The organism is Pseudomonas sp. CYM-20-01, assembly GCF_023169845.1.
Taxonomy (GTDB): domain Bacteria; phylum Pseudomonadota; class Gammaproteobacteria; order Pseudomonadales; family Pseudomonadaceae; genus Aquipseudomonas; species Aquipseudomonas azotoformans.
This window is the reverse complement of the sequence record NZ_AP025169.1, coordinates 3227218-3247578: the sequence shown is the minus strand read 5'-3', so window position 1 is coordinate 3247578 and position 20361 is coordinate 3227218. Positions and strand designations below refer to the sequence as shown.

At 61.1% G+C, this 20361-nt stretch carries 11 protein-coding genes; 2 read left to right on the top strand and 9 right to left on the bottom strand.

Going from position 1 to position 20361, the window contains the following annotated elements; all coding sequences use genetic code 11:
- The first annotated feature begins 92 nt into the window (after positions 1-92).
- Entirely contained in the window at positions 93-5000 is a 4908-nt protein-coding gene (locus tag M2497_RS14470) for a DUF6543 domain-containing protein (protein ID WP_248488088.1), read from the top strand.
- Between the two features lie 81 nt (positions 5001-5081).
- Here the strand turns inward: M2497_RS14470 and M2497_RS14465 are convergent, their stop codons facing one another.
- Both M2497_RS14465 and M2497_RS14460 read right to left on the bottom strand, forming a co-directional pair.
- A complete protein-coding gene (locus M2497_RS14465; RefSeq protein ID WP_248488087.1) occupies positions 5082-7457 on the bottom strand; it encodes an RND family transporter in 2376 nt (791 codons plus the stop codon).
- 16 nt (positions 7458-7473) lie between these two features.
- Positions 7474-8514 (bottom strand): YCF48-related protein, encoded by a 1041-nt coding sequence (locus tag M2497_RS14460; RefSeq protein ID WP_248488205.1) that lies wholly within the window; start codon positions 8512-8514, stop codon positions 7474-7476.
- Positions 8515-8821: 307 nt separating this feature from the next.
- Here M2497_RS14460 and M2497_RS14455 point away from each other — a divergent pair, with 307 nt between their 5' ends.
- Positions 8822-9937, top strand: a complete 1116-nt coding sequence (locus tag M2497_RS14455) for a Gfo/Idh/MocA family oxidoreductase (protein WP_248488086.1) — start codon at positions 8822-8824, stop codon at positions 9935-9937.
- Between the two features lie 70 nt (positions 9938-10007).
- On the opposite strand, the gene M2497_RS14450 is transcribed toward M2497_RS14455, so the two are convergent.
- The 7 genes from M2497_RS14450 to praB form a co-directional block, all read right to left on the bottom strand.
- Positions 10008-11711, bottom strand: coding sequence for an AMP-binding protein (locus M2497_RS14450; protein WP_248488085.1), 1704 nt, complete (start codon positions 11709-11711; stop codon positions 10008-10010).
- 31 nt (positions 11712-11742) lie between these two features.
- Positions 11743-13041: an acetyl-CoA C-acetyltransferase gene (locus M2497_RS14445; RefSeq protein WP_248488084.1), complete on the bottom strand. Its 1299-nt coding sequence runs from the start codon at positions 13039-13041 to the stop codon at positions 11743-11745.
- Complete coding sequence (locus M2497_RS14440; protein WP_248488083.1) at positions 13038-13928, bottom strand: MaoC/PaaZ C-terminal domain-containing protein; 891 nt, start codon at positions 13926-13928, stop codon at positions 13038-13040. The genes M2497_RS14445 and M2497_RS14440 overlap by 4 nt, the downstream gene beginning before the upstream one ends.
- A gap of 3 nt (positions 13929-13931) precedes the next feature.
- The gene (locus M2497_RS14435) at positions 13932-15275 is read right to left on the bottom strand and encodes a 3-oxoacyl-ACP reductase (protein ID WP_248488082.1); all 1344 of its coding nucleotides are present in this window, start codon (positions 15273-15275) and stop codon (positions 13932-13934) included.
- 151 nt (positions 15276-15426) lie between these two features.
- The gene (locus tag M2497_RS14430; RefSeq protein WP_248488081.1) at positions 15427-17952 is read right to left on the bottom strand and encodes an acyl-CoA dehydrogenase; all 2526 of its coding nucleotides are present in this window, start codon (positions 17950-17952) and stop codon (positions 15427-15429) included.
- A gap of 290 nt (positions 17953-18242) precedes the next feature.
- Positions 18243-19652, bottom strand: coding sequence for an outer membrane protein transport protein (locus tag M2497_RS14425; RefSeq protein WP_248488080.1), 1410 nt, complete (start codon positions 19650-19652; stop codon positions 18243-18245).
- Positions 19653-19773: 121 nt separating this feature from the next.
- Positions 19774-20277 carry an alkane oxidation protein activator PraB gene (gene praB / locus M2497_RS14420; protein WP_058424136.1) on the bottom strand — a complete coding sequence of 168 codons (504 nt, stop codon included), beginning with the start codon at positions 20275-20277 and terminating at the stop codon, positions 19774-19776.
- Between the last annotated feature and the right edge of the window lie 84 nt (positions 20278-20361).

The following is a 20361-nucleotide window of genomic DNA, read 5'->3' as shown; positions in this document are numbered from 1 at the left end:
CGGGGCCTAAAACCATAGCGGGCTACCGCATGCTGGCAACGCCGGGCATTACCTTGCAAGGACGCATTCTTATCCGACGTAAAGGAATTCCCATGCCCGCACAGCCCAATACCCCAGCGGCAAACCCCACACGACAAGCGGTTGAAGCGCAGTTTCTCGGGCGCCCGACGTTGCGCACCGTCACCGCGCAAATGCTGGGCACCCACCTGGTGGAAAAGTACCCGCCCCTGACGCTGCCCGTCACCGATCTTCGGCTGGCCGTACCCCGCGAAGGCGGTGGCCGAGTCTTGCTGCCTTTGCTGGACGTCGCGCTGAACCATATCGCCGACGGCAGTTTTCCCGAATTGACGGCACGCCAGAACCTGGATTGCTACCTGAGCGATGCAACCGGCACTCGGCTCAGCTATCAGGTCAACGGAGATCGTCGCGACTTCGACCTGCGGGTCATCGAGGCCATCCTTCGGGAGCTACCTCACGTACTGTTCATCGGTTTTCAAGAAGCACTGGCCGCGTATTGGGGACAAGACAGTGACGCAGGGGGCAGCCGCTGGAAGTGGCTGGCCGATGTGCTGCAGGGCGTGTTGCTCGACGTCGCCACGCGCCAGACCAGCGTCACGGCGCAACACCTTGAAATTCTCAACGCCTTGAACCGCTATCCAGACCGGGCAACCCGTGCGCTCGGCCCCGCCCCCGCGAACGAGGTCCACGCCTACACCCTGGAAACGCATTTGCAGCGCTCGGGCAAGCGGCTCACCTTCCAGGCCACCGAGATCCTGGTGGTTCGCGCAGAGCAGGTGTTGTTGTATCGCTTATCCGGTGAGGTTGAGCCCTACCCCGACCTGGACACCTTCGGCCAGGCATGGGGCAAACACGTGCAACAGCGTTTCACTGCCGACCAGATCACCTGGCAGCAGTATGAACCGGACGGGAATATTTTTGAGGTACAGGCCGCGCTTATCCTGAACCAGCAACTGGACGATCTCGCCGCCCTCCAACTCCCGGCCCAAACGACGGTGCAAGCGCTGGAAGAGCTGTTTGCGGTGACCACCGATCCCGCGCAGTGGCTGGCCCAATCCAGCGCCACGCCGCTGGCAACCCTGGCATCCATCCAGGCAGCCCTGCCAGCCACTCTGCAAGACGCCAGCGCGGCCAACCGGATGGCCTACCGCCAAAACCTGCTGGAACACGCCAACATCAAGCGCCAGGTCCTCGGCGACTCAGACTTCGATAGCCTGGAAACCCTGCGCGGTTATGCCACCGCGCATTTGAACCAACAGTTGTGCATGGACCGCGCCGTTGCCCAGGGCGGGCAACGTGCCTGCACCCTTGAGGCGTTGTCTGCCGGCTACCAGGCCGACGATCTGGAACTGACCTTTCATGTGCCGGTGGGCACCATCGAAGGGGGTTACATTGAACCGGTCGTCATGAGCCTGGTTGACCTGGCGCTGAAGAACCTGTCCGGCCGCCCCAAGGGCCGCATGACCGTGCGCCACCGCACGGGCCGCGAGATCGAAACGTGGTTGACGCCCGACTACCTGCTTAAACTGGTCCAGCGTGTTGATATCGGCAAAAACTATCCCGCCTACCTGCGCCGAGAGCTGATGGGGGATACCCAGGCCGCGCGTAAACGCCAACAGCTGTTCGAGCAACTACGGCCCATTCATTTAAAGACCCATGCGCTGGAGTGCTTGATCAATGGCCAGGCGGGCCTGACTCAACGCGGCTTTCACTGTGTCAATGCACTGGTAAACCCTAACCCGCTGGAACGTCGGGTTGGTGACGACGAAATTGTGATCCGCCCGCTGGCCTTTGTACGTAAACCAGGCGCCACGGCCGATGTCGTGCGCAACATGTTCATCATTGAACCGCGCAATACACAATCAGGCCCGCACTTGCTGTATCGCCCGGCCTATCCCGATGCATTGTTGGAGTACGCCAACCGCGACCAACTGCTGGCCGCCATCGCGCAACCGGGTACCCTGCAGGACAGTGTCCTGACCTGGATGACTGACAACGCCAGAGGCATCTACAGCCACGGTGGCTTCACCCAGCCTCACTCTGTACGCGTGGGTATCGGTTCGGAGTTCGACAGCCTGCCCAGCGTGCCCAAGCCCGCAGAGCTGACCCGTGCCGACGACGAAAGCAACGACGAAGTGCTTCAGGCGCTCCACAGTGGCAGCCTCATGGAGTACCTGTTCGGCAGTGAAACCCGACAACTGTTGGATCAGGCTGAGCAAGCGTCCACATCCAACAGCGAAAGCCGCTGGGCGCTGATCCTGGAAGGCCTGCAACTGGGGTTCAACACCCTACTGCTGGTCGTGCGGGGTCCCTTGGCGGCAATCGGCTGGCTGATGCAGGCCACACAAAGCCTGGCGAAGGACCTACCCGCATTGGAAAGTGACGACCCGACCGCCAGGGAGCTGGCGTGGGTGGATCTGCTGCTCAATGTCGGCATGCTGCTGTTGCATCATGGGTCGCTCAGCGCGCCCCGCGAAACGCCTTTGCGCGATGAACGAGCCACGACTCCCGCGCCGTTCCAACGACGCTGGCCTGGCCAATCAATCGGTCGATCGGCGGTGGTTGAACGGGGGGCCGTCGGGCTGCCTTCCGAACCGCCCGGTGGTGGCCGCACCTTGTTGGACTTTGACCGCTCATTGGCGGGCGACGGCGCATCGGCCAGGCTTTTGCAGAAGCTGCTGGCCGTCAACGTGCCCTGGCCAACCCCCATTCCCGAGCCGGTTTCCCTTGGGATGTATCGCGGCTTGTACTCGATCAACCGCCAATGGCATGCCTCGCTGGGCGGCCTGCTATTCAGGGTCAGCATCGTGCCGGGTTTTGGCGAGGTCTTCATTATTCATCCTCTGAAGCCGGAACACCCGGGCATCCAGCTGAAAACCGACGGCCGCGGCCATTGGACGCTGGACCGGGGGCTCAAGCTGCTGGGGGGTGGACGCAAGCGATTGCAAGAGCTGCGCAATGAAAAGCAGCTTGAGAATGAAAGGTTGCAGGCGCGCGCACTCCAACTCGTTCAGGAAGCGCAGCTCCTCACGGCGCCGATCGATCAAGCAGGCGCCCAGTTGCCACCCGCCCTCAAAAGCCTGGAGAAACAACTCAAGACCCTGCAAATCATTCAGGATCTGCTGCTTAAAGCTTCCGATACACAACGCCCGAGCCTGGAAGTACGCCAACAGACTGAAGTCCAGGAATACAAGCGCCTGCGCAATCAGTTCGAAACGCTGCTGCAGAACGTCGAAACTCAACTTTCCCAAGCGTTGCCCGTGCGCTTCGAGCTAGCCACCTTGACCCGTCAATTGGAGGCCGCCGCGATTGCTGACCTGCCCCAGATCAATCCATCAACCATCCTGAAAGAGGTCTGGAACCAACAGTTGTTTCTCCACAAGATGCAATTGGAAGCGTTGGGATTCCATACCGCGACCGAAGCGGGCGAACCCTTGGAGGCGTGGAACCAACGCATGCAGCCGCGAATAGTGGCGGGAGACTTGGCCCTCGTCGACGAAAACCTGCGGATGGTCACGGGTTATATCGATTACCTCGAACACATGGCCGTGCATTCCGCCACGATGGAAGCCACCCTTGAGCACCTTGGGCAAGGGTCGGGGGCCGCGCGTGCAGTACGTCAAGAACTGCTGGCAAGCATTCCAGTGGTTGAATTGTTTTTCTCCGACAACCTGAAGCTAAATGCGTTGGAACTGCTGACCGGCCTGAGCCAGTTACGCCTCAAGATGCATTCACAACTTTCTGCGTTGCAGTGGTATTACAACGCCCGTTATCAAGTGTCCGGGCTGGACATAAGCCTGAAATCCCACCTCGAGGTACGCAGCAGTACCGAGTACCCACTGGCCGAGCAACGCAATGTCTACGAGACCGTCCTCGATAAGTACCAGCATGCCGAATTCGCCCTACAAGCCCTCAAGACGCTCAAGCCCGATGCTTTAGGCCCGGAAGCCGAGCGTGTGCTCAAAGGCCTTGAATACGCCAAGGTGTTGGCGCAAAACGAACTGGAATCGGTGGTGCGAGAGCAGGAAGACCTCAAGGTCGAACTGCCGTTATCCAAAACCCTGCGCGCCAAGCCTGCGGCAAAGCGCGTGTTCAAGACCCGGAAAAAGGAATACCTGATCGGCGAACTCAAACCCGCCGACGCGCAAACCACCCAGGAACACATCACCATCACTGACACGTTGCTGGGTAAAACCCTGGCTTCGTATAACCAGCAGGCGGATGGTTGGGCCCCCATCGACGAGGAGGCCACCCTCGCGCCGGCCCCACAGGCTCGCTCACTCGCGGACCTCAAAAGTGAAGCCCAGGCCTTGATTGAACAACGCCAAGACCTGGAACAATTGGTCGCGGCGGACCAGGCGAAGCTGGACTCCCCCCTCACCCGCCAGGACGCCAACCCCGGCGAATGGGATAAGTTGCTCAACACACAAGCCAACAAACTGACCGAGCTCGCCAACGAAATAAAACGCGACCATTTCAACGCGCCTACCGCCCAGAATCTGATCGATGAATGCCTGGCACAGGCCAAGGACATCAATCGCTGGGCACAACGTATCTGCAGCGAAGCCTACAAACGCCAGTGGCCGACAATGGAAAGCGTCGCTTACCTCTGGGACCACCAGCAGATCGATATCAACCTCACCAGCCAGGCCGATCCGCAACGCCCGACCCTCAGTGGCGACTTCTTCACCGAATACGCGGTGTACGACAAGGCGCAAAAGCCACCGGTGGTGCTGTGGTACGCGCACTTCCACTATGCTGCCGCTGACGCTCCACCCGCGAATTACACCCGGGCGCATCTGAAGTTGCCGGAGCAACGCAAACTCACCCAGAAGGATTTGCTCAAGGCCCATGTGCAGGATTATCTGAGCCGTGTGAAGGACCCCGACAACGCACCGGTGACCAAAATTGTCTATGTGCTGATCACCCCGCCACTGGACAACCTGTTCCTGAAGATAGCGCCCAAGCCCAACGTTCAGTAAACCACTGGATGAGAACCTGTTCCTGAAACGGTAACCCGCAAAAAAGCCGCACACTGTGCGGCTTTTTCAAAACGCGACGACTCAGTGCGCAAACAACGAGTTGCCCTTCTGCCCCGCCAACTTCTCCGGCTTGATCAGGAACCGCGCCAGCGCCGGCAGCAGCCACAACGCACCGAACATGTTCCACAACAGCATGAAGGTCAGCATCAGGCCCATGTCGGCCTGGAACTTGATGGCCGAGAAGATCCAGGTGCACACGCCGATCGCCAGACACAGGCCGGTGAACAGCACGGCTTTACCGGTGGACTTGAGGGTCTGGTAATAGGCTTCTTGCAACGGCAAACCGGCACGCAGGAAGCTTTCCAGGCGGCTGTAGATGTAGATGCCGTAGTCCACGCCAATCCCCACGCCAAGGGCCACCACCGGCAAGGTCGCGACCTTGACGCCGATACCCATGAACGCCATCAGCGCGTTGCCCAGCACCGAGGTCAGCACCAGCGGCAGCACGATGCACAGCGTCGCGGCCCAGGAGCGGAAGGTGATCATGCACATGGTCGCCACGCACAGGTACACCAGGATCAGGATGGTCAGTTCCGACTCCTTGATCACTTCGTTGGTGGCCGCTTCGATCCCGGCGTTACCGGCGGCGAGGATGAATTCCAGGCCGTCCCTGTTGTTCTCCTTGGCAAAGTCCTGCACTGCATGCACCGCACGGTCGAGGGTTTCGGCCTTGTGGTCATTGAGGAACACCAGCACCGGCGCCAGCGAGCAATTGTTGTTGTACAGGCCATCGGCACGGGCGATGGAGTTGTTCAGCACATCCGGGTTGCGCGACAGGGTTTCCCATTTCAGGTTGCCTTCGTTCATGCCCTTGATCATCTGCTTGGACACGGTCACCAGCGAGATCGCCGACTGCACACCTTCGGTGTTCTGCATCTTCCACATCAACTGGTCGATGGGCGCCATGGCTTCATAGCGCGAGCAGCCTTCGGCCTTGGTCTTGACCATCACCACCAGCACGTCGGAACTGGTGGAGTAGTTGCTGATGATGAAGTTGTTGTCCTTGTTGTAGCGCGAGTCCGGGCGCAGCTCCGGCGCACCCTGGTCAAGGTCGCCGATCTTCAGGTTCTGGCTGTACCAGAGGCCGCCACCAAAGGCGACAAGCGCCAGGGCGATGGAGATCGGCGCGACTTTCGGGTTGGCAAAATTCGACAGCAGGCGCCAGAACGAATGTTCGCGATTCGCGTCTTTCTTGCTCTTGGCGATGGCACGCTTGCTGATGCCGACATAGGAGATGGCCACCGGCAGCAGGATCAGGTTGGTGAACACGATCACCGCCACGCCGATGGACGCGCCAATCGCCAGTTCGCGGATCACACCGATGTCGATGATCAACAGCGTGATGAAGCCCACGGCGTCGGCCAGGATGGCGATCATCCCCGGCAGGAACAGTTGCCGGAAGGTGCGCCGGGCGGCGGTCAGGGCGTTGTCCGCCTCGCTGGACTGCAGCGCGATGCCGTTGATCTTCTGCACGCCGTGGGAGATCCCGATGGCGAAGATCAGGAACGGCACCAGCATCGAATACGGATCAAGGCCGAAACCGAAGAAGTGCATCAACCCCAGCTGCCAGATCACCGCCACCAGCGTAGTGCTCAACACGGCGACGGTGCTGCGCAGGCAGTTGGTGAACCACAGCAGCAGGATCAGGGTGATAACGAACGCGATGCCGAAGAACATCACCACCATGACCAGGCCGTCGATCAGGTCACCGACCTTCTTGGCGAAGCCGACGATGTGGATCTTGACGTTGGGGTTCTGGGCTTCGAACTTATCGCGGATCTTGTCTTCCAGTTCGTGGGAGAACTTGCGGTAGTCCAGGGCCAGTAACTTGCCCTGGTCCTGCGGGTCCGGGTAGGACTCCAGCAGCGGAATGTCGACGATGCTCGACTTGAAATCGTTGGCCACCAGGCGCCCTACCTGGCCGGACTTGAGCACGTTGTTGCGCAGTTGATCGAGACTTTCCGGCGAGCCGTTGTAGCTCTGCGGGATCACTTCACCGCCGGCAAAGCCTTCTTCGGTCACTTCGGTCCAGCGTACGCTGGGGCTCCACAGCGACTTGAGCCCCGAACGGTCGACGCCAGAGATGTAGAACACCTCGTCGTTGATCTGCCGCAGGGTCTCCATGTACTCCTTGGTAAAAATGTCACCGTCCTTGGCCTCCACCGAGATGCGCACCGTGTTGCCCAGGTTGGCCAGGTCGTTACGGTGTTCCATCATCTTTTCGATGAAGGGGTGCTTGAGGGGGATCATCTTCTCGAAGCTGGTGGACGGGCGAATCAAAGTCGCCTGCCAGAACAGGAAAATACTCACCAGCAGGCAGATGACGATCACTGCTGGCCGGTTGTTGAAGATCAGGCGCTCAAGAAAGGTTGCTTTATCGTTGTGATGACTGCTCATTCTTTCCCCGCCCTTATTATTGTTTTACGAGTTCGGCGCCGTTGGGCGCGGCGACGCGAACGCCACCCTGCCCCGCCAGAATCAAGTTGCCGTTGCCTGCCGCCGTGACGGACGACAGCGAAATCCGGTCCGGACGGTTGAACACGCTGAAGGTCAGACCATCGTCATGGCTGACCACCACGCTGCCACCGTTGCCCACCACGACGATGGAGCCGTCATCCAGCAAGGTCGCGCCCGACAAACCAAACTCCAGCGCTCCCCGCGCCGCGTTCAATTCGACCGGCTCCCAGGTGCTGCCAAAATCCGTGGAGCGGTACAGGTTGCCACGCAAGCCATAGGCCAGCAGCGTCTGCGGCTGGGCGGTGCCGATCACGCCGAACAGCGAGCCCTCGTAGGGGCCTTCGAGCTTTTCCCAGGTCTGGCCGTCGTCGCTGGAGCGGAACATGCTGCCCTGCTCGCCGACGATGAACAGGCCGGCATCCTTGATGTGCGCGATGGCGTTGAGGTGGTACTGGTCTTCGTTGTCAAGGCGGTCGCTGACGTCATTCCAGGTCTTGCCGCCATCGGTGGTTTCGATCAACGCACCGTAGGCGCCCACGGCCAGGCCGTGGTTCGCGTCGTTGAACCACACATCGAGTAAAGGTGCTTCGCGCTTGAGGTCCTGGTATTGCTGGGTCCAGGTGGCGCCGCCGTCGGCGCTGGCGAGGATCTGCGCATCATGGCCGACCGCCCAGCCTTGCTTGTCATCGACAAAAAACACCGCCGTGAGCAATTGCCGGGTGGGGACTTTGGCTTGGGTCCAGGTGCTGCCCTGGTCGTCGGAATAGAGGATGTGCCCGCGATCACCGACCGCCACCAGGCGCTTGCCCGCGTGGACCACGTCGATCATCAGGCCCTTGGCGGCCTTGGGGGATTCAATCGCAAACACCGGCGTTGCGGCGGTATCGCTGGCGGCCAGTACCGGTGTGGACAACGCACCACCGACCAGCAACGAGAGCGCTGTGGCCAGCATCGCAACCCTGCGTGCGGCGCGTGGGCGGCAGACAACCCAACCCATTACAGGCTCACTCATAGACCTTTCTCCCATTTATTATTGTTATCGCTTGCCTTCCGGGGCCTTGAAACCTGCAATCTAGAGCGCCTGGAGGAAGCAGGGGCCATCCTATCGGGCTTTCGAATCGTCTGACAATCGGCGCTACGTTATCTTTTGTTAACTGAAGGCATTTGGCCCCATGGTGAATGTAGCTGCATTCGCCGGGGTGATCGCCAGCGCGCAAATGAATTTTTATTCCATCTATTGAATTTTAGGAATTTTTATTCCATTAATAGCCTTCCTGAAAACAATAATCCAAAGGACCACGGCGATGCGTGAACTCGGAATCGGCTTGATCGGCACAGGCTTCATGGGCCGCGCCCATGCATTGGCATTCAATAACGCCCGTGCGGTATTCGAACTGCCGGTACCCCTCAAGCTGGCCGCCCTGGCTGATGCCGACAGCGAACGCGCCCAGCGCTGCGCCACCGCCTGGGGATTTGCCCAGGCCCATGGCGACTGGCAGGCGCTGATCAATGACCCGAGCGTCGATGTGGTAGCCATCACCACCCCCAACCATTTGCACTACCCCATGGCCATGGCCGCGATTGCTGCGGGCAAAGCGGTGTACTGCGAAAAACCCCTGGCCGTCAGCCTGGAACAGGCGGACGCCATGCGCCTCGCCGCCAGTGCCGCCGGGGTGGTGACGCGGGTCGGCTACAACTACCAGCACAACCCGATGATCACGCTGGCGCGGCAGATGATTGCCAGCGGCGACCTCGGCGAAATCATCAGTTTCCAGGGCGAGTTCAGCGAGGACTTCATGGCCGACCCGACCTCCCCGTGGTCATGGCGCTGTGAGGTCGAACATGCGGGGGGCGCCCTGGCGGACCTGGGCAGTCATTTGTTGTCGATGGCCCGTTATCTGGTGGGGGATGTGACGAGCGTATGTGCCGACACCCAGACCGTCCACGGCCAGCGCCCTGCCATCAACGGCAGCACCGAGCTGAAATCCATCGCCGTGGATGACCAGGTGCATGCCCTGCTGCGTTTCGCCAACGGTGCACGTGGCACGGTCAGCAGCAGTTGGCTCAAGCACGGCTACAAGAACCACCTGAGTTTCGAGATCAGCGGCACGAAAGGCACCCTGGCCTTCGATCAGGAACGCTTGAATGAATTGCAGGTATGCCGTATTGGCCAGGACGGCTTCCAGCGTTTGCTCGCCGGCCCCGCCCTGCCAGGTTACGCGGCGTTCAGCCCGGCGGCGGGGCATCAGTTGGGGTACAACGAACTGAAGACGCTGGAGGTGCAGGAGTTGATGCTGGCGCTCGCAGGCCAGGGTGCGGATGGCACCGACTTTGAGGCCGCGTGGGAAGTGGAGCGGTTGGCGACGGCAATTCGCGTGGCGGCCAAAGAAGAACGCTGGGTACACGTCGAAGAAGTTTAACAGCCCCGAACCTTGTGGTGAGCGAGCTTGCCTCGCGCGGGGCAAGCCCGCTCACTACAAAAAGCAAAGTCTAGCGCAAGGCCCGGCGCAGGACTTTGCCGACGGTGGTCTTGGGCAGCTCAGTAGTACGGAACTCCACGTACTTGGGCACCTTGTACCCCGTCAGGTACTCCCGGCAATGCGCCAGAATCTGCTCCTGCGTGAGGTTCGGGTCCTTGCGCACCACGATGATCTTCACCTTCTCCCCGGTCACGCCATCTTCCACGCCAATCGCCGCCACTTCACCCACGCCTGGGTGCAGCGCCACAACATCCTCGATTTCATTGGGGTACACGTTGAAACCTGAGACCAGGATCATGTCCTTCTTGCGGTCCACCAGGCGGATATAGCCGCGCTCGTCCATCACGCCGATATCGCCGGTCGACAACCACCCCTCGGCATCCAGCACCTCGGCGGTCGCCTCCGGGCGTTTCCAGTAGCCCTGCATCACCTGCGGCCCGCGCACTTGCAGTTCGCCCTGCTCGCCGATGTCGGCCAGCTCGCCGTCTTCGCGCATGAAGCGCACCCAGGTCGAGGGCAACGGCACGCCGATGCTGCCGGTGAACTCCATCTCACGCATGCGCGCGATGTTGATCGGACTGATGCTCACCACCGGCGAACACTCGGTGAGGCCGTAGCCTTCGATAATCGGCAGCCCGGTGACTTCCTTCCAGCGTTTGGCCACCGCCGTGTGGGTGGCCATGCCGCCGGCGATCACCATGCGCAGGTCGGAAAAGTCCCGCGCACAGAACTCCTTGTTCTCCAGCAAGCCGTTGAACAAGGTGTTGACCCCGGCAATGCCGTTGAAACGCTCCTTGCGCAGGATCATCTGCACCCGTTTCACGTCCCGTGGGTTGGCGATCAGGATGTTGCGCCCGCCCAGGCACATGAACATCAGGCAATTCACCGTCAGGGAAAAGATGTGGTACAGCGGCAGCAAGGTGACGTTGGTTTCCTGCTTGTCCTGGTCCAGTTGGTCACCCACCCACGCCTTGGCTTGCAACAGGTTGGCGATGATATTGCGGTGGCTGAGCATCACGCCCTTGGCGTCGCCGGTGGTGCCGCCGGTGTATTGCAAAAAGGCCAGGTCGTCCAGATGCATCCCCACTGGGAAATGGTTGAGTGCCCGCCCCTGTTTCAGCACCTGGTTGAAGCGCACCGAACCGCGCAGGTTGAACGCCGGCACCTGCTTTTGCACACGGCGCAGGATGAAGTTCATCGCCGCGCCCTTGAAGGTGCCGAGCAGGTCACCGATGGCGGCGATCACCACGCGCTTGACGCTGCTGCCGGTGATGACTTTTTCCAGGGTGTGGGCGAAGTTCTCGAAGATCACCACGGTTTCCGCGCCGCTGTCCTTGAGCAGATGCTTGAGCTCATGGGCGGTGTACAGCGGGTTGACGTTGACCACCACGGCGCCGGCCAGGATCGTGCCCAGCAGGCAGATCGGGTACTGCAAGCAGTTGGGCATCATCAGCGCCACGCGATCGCCCTGCTTGACGCCCTGTGCCTGCAGCCAGGCCGCAAAGGCGTACCCTTGCACCTGCCAGTCGGCATAGGTCATTTCGGTGCCGATACTGACGTAGGCCACCCGCTCGCGAAACTTCTCCAGGTGCTCCAGGAATACCTCGCGCAACGACGGGTAGTCCTCGATACCCGCATCGATATCCGCCGGGACGCCAGGCAGGTAAGCGTTCAACCAGATCCGTTCGGTGTGTTCCAGGCTTACAGCGTTCATGGCAGTCTCCTTGTTGTTGTTTTTGATAGAGCTACTTTTCGACGATGGCGGTAATGCCCAGCCCGCCCGCCGCGCAGATCGAAATCAGCCCGCGCCCGCCACCGTTCTCATGGATGATCTTAGCCAGCGCCGCCAATTGCCGGCCACCGGTGGCCGCGAACGGGTGGCCGCAACCGAGTGAGCCACCGTTGACGTTCATTTTGGCGCGGTCGATGGCCCCCAGCGGTGCCTCCAGGCCTAGCCGCTCGCGGCAATAATCGGCGTCTTCCCAGGCCTTGAGCGTGCACAGCACCTGGGCGGCGAAGGCTTCGTGGATCTCGAAGAAATCAAAGTCATTGAAGCTCAAGCCTTCGCGCTGGAGCATGCGCGGCACTGCGTAGGCCGGGGCCATCAACAGGCCTTCGCTGCCGTCGACGAAGTTCACCGCGGCGGTCTCGCCGGTACGCAGGTAGGCCAGCACCGGCCAGCCGTGTTCGGCGGCCCACGCCTCGCTGGCCAACAACACCACCGAGGCGCCATCGGTCAGCGGCGTGGAATTGCCCGCCGTGAGCGTGCCGTCCTGGCGGTCGTAGGCCGGGGCCAGGCCGGCGAGCTTCTCCAGGCTGGCATCGGCGCGCAGGTTGTTGTCCTTCGCCAGTCCGCGATGGGGGCTGATCAGGTCGTCGAAGAAGCCGCGCTTGTAGGCCGCTTCCAGGCGTTGGTGGCTGGTGAGGGTCAACTCATCCTGGGCCAGGCGCTTGATCTGCCAGCGTTTGGCCATTGCTTCGCAGTGCTCGCCCATGGACAAGCCGGTGCGTGGCTCGCCATTGCGCGGCAGCAATGGTTTGAAGAACATCGACGGCCGAACCTTGAGCAACGTCTTCAACTTGGCGCCCATGCCCTTGGCGCGGTTGGCCGCAAGCAAGGTGTGGCGCAGCGATTCGTTGATGCCGATCGGTGCGTCGGAGGTGGTGTCGGAACCGCCGGCAACGCCCACCTCGATCTGGCCCAGGGCGATCTTGTTCGCCACCAGCAAGGCCGCTTCCAGGCCGGTGCCGCAGGCTTGCTGTACGTCGTAGGCCGGCGTGTCCGGCGACAAGGTGGTGGAGAGCAGCGACTCGCGCGCCAGGTTGAAATCCCGCGAGTGTTTGATCACCGCGCCGGCGGCAAACTCACCGAGGCGTTGGCCGTGCAGATTGTAACGGTCGACCAGGCCCTGCAAGGCGGCCACCAACAGGTCCTGGTTGCTGTCGTGGGCGTACACCGTGTTGGAGCGGGCAAACGGGATGCGGTTGCCGCCGATAATCGCCACACGGCGGGTCGGCGGCGGGTTGAAGCTGTAGTCACTCATCGAACGCTCTCATTCCAAATGAATAGGCCGCGCATATGGGGTTTGTCGCCGGCGAAGTTGCGCACTTCGAATTCACGGCGCGGGCCGGTCACGGGGTGGTTCCACAGCGCTACCTGGCCGGGCAGGAAGATCGGCAGCTTGAAGTCGCAATGGGCCTCGGCCTGGTCCAGCCCGCCGGGTGGTTGCTGCGCGGCGAGCGCTCGGCCCAGGGTCCACATGCCATGGGCGATGGCACGGCGAAAGCCAAAGAGTTTCGCGCCGATCACGGAGGTATGAATCGGGTTGAAGTCCCCCGACACCTTGGCAAAACGCCGGCCCAGGTCGGCGGGCAACACCCAGCGCTGGGTGCGCAACAAGCCCTCCTCCTGCAACGGCAACACGTCGTCCCACGGCTGGCCGACCGGGTCGTTGACGTCGCGGCGCAGGTACAAGCTGTCGCTCTCCCACACCAGGGCGTCGGCACCGTAGGCACGCGTGGCGATGCTCAGCGCCTGGCCTTTGGGATGGGCGACCCAACGCTCGGCATAAACCTCCAGGCGCAAGGCCTGGCCCGAGTGCAGGCGCTGGTGCTGACGAATGCGATTGGCCAGGTGCACCATGCCGCTGGCCGGGTACGGGAAACTCGGGCGCGTCAGCAGCATCAGGTGCAGCGGAAAGGCCAGCACATGGGGATAGGACAACGGCACGCCCTGCTCACGGCGAAAACCACAGGCACGGCCATAGGCCTCAATGCCGGCGCCGGACAACTCGGCCGCCGCACGCACCAGACGCTCTTTGGGCAGCAGCGGCGCACCGTCCAGCTTGGGTTTGCGCAAGGCGCGCACGCCATCCAGCAGCAAGCGCGTGCGCGATGGCGGCGGGTCGATAATCTGCGTCACGTAGTCCATGGCTCAGGCTCCCAGCAGGCTTTGCCCACACACGCGTACGACTTGGCCGTTGACCCCGCCGGACGCCGGGTGTGCCAGCCAAGCGATGGTCTCGGCCACGTCAATCGGCTGCCCGCCCTGGGACATCGAGTTCATGCGCCGCCCTGCTTCGCGGATCATCAGCGGGATTTTCGCGGTCATCTGGGTCTCGATAAACCCGGGCGCCACCGCGTTCACCGTGACCTGCTGCGCCGCTGCATGGGGTGCCAGGCCTTGCACCAGGCCAATCACACCGGCCTTGGAGGTGGCGTAATTGCTCTGGCCGAGGTTACCGGCAATGCCGGAGATCGACGACACGCAGACGATGCGCCCACCGGGATTGAGCCCTTGGTTGTCCAGCAACGCCTGGCTGAGTTGCAACGGTGCTTCGAGGTTGACCGCCAGCACGCTGCGCCACGCCGCCTCGGGCATCTTGGCGATGGTTTTGTCACGGGTGATCCCGGCGTTGTGCACCACCACATCAAACGCGCCGTATTGGCTGGTGTGGGCCTGCAACAACGCGGCCGCATCCGGGGCGGTGATGTCCAGCGGCAAGGCGGAACCGCCAACGCTGGTAGCGGCTTGCTGCAAGGCTTCTTGCGCATGGGGCACGTCCACGCACACCACATGCGCACCGTCCCGGGCAAGCACCTGGGCAATCGCCAGGCCGATGCCACGGGAGGCGCCGGTGACCAGGGCGCGGCGGCCGGCGAAGGGTTTGTCCCAGTTGACGGTGACGTGGCCGTCTACCGGTTGTTCCAGGCGCATCACTTGCCCGGACACATAGGCCGAGCGGCGCGACAGGAAGAAACGCAAGCTGCTGTCCAGTGCTTCTTCGGCACCCGGCGCGACGTAGATCAATTGCACGGTGATCGCCCGGCGCAGCTCTTTGGCCAGCGAGCGCACCAGCCCTTCAAGGGCGCGTTGGGCGATGGCCTGGGGCAAGTCCTGGCAGTGTTCCGGCGCAGTGCCGAGCACCACCACGCGACCATGGTGGCCGATGCGTTTGGCGTTGGCGTGGAAGAATTCATACAGCTCGTCCAGCTGTTGCAGATCGGCCACGGCGCTGGCGTCAAACACTGCGCCCTGCACCTTGACCGTGGACGGCGCCTTGGGCGTGGCCGGGGTAGCGATCACTGTGTCGGTGGCCGCGAACACACGCTGCACTTCAGCGGCCAGACGCCCTGCCCCGGCAACGATCACCGGATTGACCAGGCCATGCTGGCCGCTGCGATGGCGTTGCAGCGGCAGCGGTTGCGGTAAACCCACGGCCTGGGCCAGGCGACGGCCCCAGGGGGAATTGACGAACGAAAGGTAGCTGTCACTCATAGATAGATCCACTCACCACACATACTTGCCGTGTAAACCCGGTCTGTGTGGGAGGGGGCTTGCCCCCGATAGCACTCTATCAGTCAACGATTCATTGGCTGAACCACCGCTATCGGGGGCAAGCCCCCTCCCACATTGATTGGGTTTTTTCCTAATTGACTGAGGCGTTTTCACTTTGGCTGGCGCGACGTTTCGTGGTCGGCTCCAGCGCCTGCTTGCGCTGTTGCAATGCTTCCAACAAGCCGAAGTCCTGCGGAAAGTCGTCCACCTGGATGCCGTGGTCGGCGTATTCCACATAACGCCCGAGCAAGGTGTCTTCGTCGTCGCTGATCAGGTCCAGTGCCCGTGCCTTGACGCGCCAGGTCGTGAACGCCGTGGCGGAGATCGGCATTGGCTCGATCAGGCCCTGCTTGACGGCGGACTTGAGTCGGGCCTCGATCAGCTCCACTTGCGGCAACAGACGGAAACCCAGTTCGCCATAGGCCAGCTTGTCGATTTCCGGACGTGGGATGTAGGAATTGGCCAGCAGACGGTCGCGGGTTTCCCCCGGCGTCTGCACCACATCGGCCACCTGGGCCAGCAGGCGGTCGGACGGCTTGCGCAATGGGATACCGAAGGGGAACGTCAATGCCTTCAGCACGGAGGCGGCGGCTTTCGACGGGTAGTTATCGAGCACTTCGGCCAACGCTTCATGGGCACGCAGCAACGCATCCTGGGCCGCCCAGTGCACCAGCGGCAAATCCGCCTGGGGCCGGCCGTCATCCTCAAAGCGCTTGAGCACGCAGGACAGGATGTACAGCTGCGACAGAATATCCCCCAGGCGCCCGGTGATACTTTCCTTGCGCTTGAGGGCACCGCCCAGCACGCCCATGGAGATATCCGAGACCAACGCCAGCACCACCGACAGGCGATTGGCCTGGCGGTAATAGGACGCCAGCGCGGGGTCGGTCTTGGCCGGGGCAGAAATCAGCCGGCCGCCTGTCAGGGAATGCACCACTGCACGCACTGTGTTGGCCAATACAAAGCTCACATGGCCGAACATGGCACTGTCGAATGCCTCTAGCGCCTTGCGCCGGTCCGGGTTGCGCGCCGCTTCCATCTCGCGGAACACATAGGGATGGCAACGGATCAGGCCCTGGCCAAAGATAATCAGGCAGCGCGTCATGATGTTCGCGCCTTCCACCGTAATGGCGATGGGGCTTTGCTGATAGGCGCGGGCCAGGAAGTTATTCGGCCCCATGCAGATGCCTTTGCCGGCGACGATGTCCATGCCGTCATTGACGATGATCCGCGCCCGCTCGGTAACGTGGTACTTGGCAATGGCCGAGATCACCGAAGGTTTCTCTCCCGCATCCAGGGACGCTACCGACACCTTGCGCACCGCATCGCAGGCATACAGGTGCCCGGCCATGCGCGCCAGGGGCGCTTGCACGCCTTCGAACTTGCCGATGGGCAGGCCGAACTGTTTACGCATCGCCGCATACGCGGTTGTGCCGCGCACCGCGACCTTGCCCAGGCCAACGTTGGCCGATGGCAGGGAAATCGCCCGTCCGGCTGCCAGGCATTCCATCAACATGCGCCAGCCGTTGCCGACTTGTTCGCGCCCGCCGATCACCCATTCCAGGGGGATGAACACGTCCTTGCCGGTGGTAGGACCGTTCTGGAACACGGCGTTGAGTGGCCAATGCCGGCGGCCGCTGTTGACGCCTGGGTGAGACGTTGGAATCAGTGCGCAGGTGATGCCAAGGGAACCCGGAACGCCGAGCAGGCCGTCCGGATCTTCTGCGCGAAACGCCAGGCCGAGCACCGTGGCGATGGGGCCGAGGGTGATGTAGCGCTTGTCCCAGGTCACCCGGAAGCCGAGCACTTCCTCGCCTTCATGCATCCCTTTGCAGACGATGCCCAGGTCGGGAATCGCCCCGGCATCGGAGCCGGCATACGGGCTGGTCAGGGCAAAGCACGGGATGTCTTCCCCCCGCGCCAGGCGCGGCAGGTAGTAATTGCGCTGGGCATCGGTGCCGTAGTGCAGCAGCAGTTCGGCCGGGCCGAGGGAGTTGGGCACCATCACCGAAATCGCCGCCGCCGAGCAGCGCGTCGACAGCTTCATCACCACCTGCGAATGCGCATAGTGGGAGAAGCCTTTGCCACCGTACTGCTTGGGAATGATCATGCCGAGGAACCCGGCGTCCTTGGTGTATTGCCAGCCTTCAGGAGACATGTCCTGCCACACCTGGGTGGTTTCCCAATCGTTGGCGATGTCGCACAGGGTCTCCACTTCGTTGTCGAGGAAGGCCTGCTCTTCGGCGCTCAGGCTGGCGGGCGCGGCTTGCAGCAGGCGCTGCCAGTCGGGCTTGCCGCTGAACAGCTCGGCGTCCCACCACACAGTGCCAGACTCGATCGCGGCGCGCTCGGTGTCGGACATAGCGGGCATGATTGTACGAAACAAACCCAGAGCCTTGCTGGTGAGCAAGGTGCGGCGCAGGGGTTTGATTGTCATCAGCGCTGCGGGCAACACCACCAGCAGCGCCGCAACGCCAATGCCGAAACCGGCCACAGCGTTGAACAGGTAACCGGCCGCCAGCCAGATCAAGCCAGCGCCCAGCCAGTGAATGGCAGCGGCTTGTCGATACGCCAGGGCAATCGCAGCGGCGACACCCACCAATAACCAGATAAACATGGGGATACCTCTACTCGATTCAGGGTATGGCAAAAGCGCTTGCAGGTCGCACTGACCTCAGGCGTAAGGCCACACTACAAACTCGGAGAAAAACATTCAATTTTTGTTTTGAAATTTTTATTTAATGCTTGGACGAATAAACAACGGCTGAACAGGTCAGCCTTACAGAGTCGCGATTGAGTTGAAGCGGTACGGGTCGCCTGCGCGACCCATCAACGCCAGGCCAGACTCAAACGGCACGGGAGATGCGCTCCCTGCCGCTCGTCTATGGGCCCTGCGCTCACAATGAATCAGAACGCATAAGTCGCCGAAAGGCTGACAACTTCACCCTTCGCGTCGGCTTTGCCATCGAGAGTGGCCCCACCCAAACGATCCTGGTTGTGGGTCCTCAGCTTGGCTTTCTCGACGAATTGCCGCGAGTAAGCCCCATCGATACTCAAACCAGGAATAGCACGGATGTTGTAGCCAAACCCGAGGGAAGCAAATATACGATCACCGTCCGGAATACGTGGGTCACGTGTGGAGTTTCGTGTTGGGGTCTGGTCGGTGGCTACACCGGCACGGAAAGTGAAGTCGTCGGTGAATTTATAGTCACCGCCCAGCGAAACCATCCAAGCGTTTTTATAATTGTAGGGAATTGACACAATTTGCGCGCCGTCAGACTTCAATGTCAGTGCCTTGAACGACGACCATTGAGTCCAGGTAACGCTGGCGCCCAACGTCAGACGGTCATTGAACTGATGCACCCAATCGACAGAGGCATTTGCCGGCACATCCAGTTGCGCGGAGGCATTGGCGCCATTGGAGTTGAGGTTGAGCCCCGGATACGCGAGTGCAGGCAGGCCACCATCGATCAGCGCTTTGTTCGCGTCGTCGGCGTAAATGCTGTACTTACCCTCTAGCTTGTTTTTTATCTTGGCGTGGTAGTTCAAACCCAGGGTGTCGAATTCGGTTGGCTTCCAGACCACACCGGCAAACCAGCCAACGGAGGTGTTATCCACCTTGACCCGCATCAAAGAAGAACCCACACCGGAAGGGAACGGAATTCCGATGGCAGGTGACAACGCCGCTGCTGCATATAAGTCGATGTTCTGGCTGACAAACCCTTTGGTGTGCTGAACAATTGCACCGGCGCCCAAAGAGAACTGGTCATTAACCTTGAACGATAACGAACCCGTGACTCCGACGGTTTCAATACGCGTATCGACCGCAAAATCCCGGCCGATCCAGTCCTGGTCCCAGGTTGTACGTGCACCCATCGGCACTACCTGGCTTAAACCGAAAGCAAAACGGTCGTTGATAGGCATCACCATGAAGCCGGTGGGCAACCACGCGGTAAAGCCGCCTTGTCCACCATCACCGGTGCGTGGCGTGGAGCTTAAATCAGTGGGGTCTACGGCGGCTGGCGCATTGCCTGCGTAATCCTTGGCCGTCCCCTTGTATTTGATATTAATCCGTGCGTAATCGACGGTGAACTGAGAAACGTTGTGATCGATGAAAGCCATGGCCGCCGGGTTGTTGTAAGCCGCAGACGGGTCATTCTGGAACAACGATCCCCCCCCGAAGGCTCTCCCCCAGCCAGGAGCACCGAAAGTCGGCGTGGAAAACCCGCCAGCCTGCGCCTGACCGGTTGCAGTCATGAGGCTGCCTAGAATCGCCAGACTCAATAATGTGCGCGCCTGTTGTTTTTTATTGTTCATGCCCTGTTCCTTATTATTTTTCTCATGTTCGGCGTTCAAACCTGTCCCACGTCAGCGGGCGCCTTTTGCAAGGCGCCCGCCTTAACGTGTGATCATCACGTTTACAGCCAGAAGCACGTTATCAAGGGGTCACAGTGAAGGCCGGGCTTGGATTGACAGCCAGGGTTTTGATGCTGCAGGCACCCACAGTTTGTGCAGCCGGAATACTCAGCGTATTGGTCGCGTTGTTCCAAGTGACGGCGATGTTTGCAGTGCCACAGTTCGAAACAATCTTGAAGCTCACACCTTCCACAACCCCAGTGAAGTTGTTGGTGCTACCCGCCACGGGCACGATGTTTTTCAGCGTCCAAGGCAAGTTCTGCATAACCGGTACACCACACAACGCGTTAGAGCCGCTGACGCTCGCACCAGTGATGGCAGCAGTGGTGCCATCAGCCGCTACCGTACCGGTAAACGTGATGTTGCAAGGCACGGCAATTCCCAGCGAAGCAGGTGAAGCCACCGAAATCGGACCGCTTGCAGTGAAGCCGCCAGTCGGCGCGATAGTGGCCGCGCTGGCCATTGAAGCGGCACCAACGCAGAGGGCGAACGAAGTTGCACAAACGAGGGTTTTCAAGCTTTTCATTGTTTTTCCTCACATGTTAAGGCGAAGTCATTTCGCCAGGGGTAATGGCCATGAACGAGAGGTCACGGTGAATCTGCAGAACTT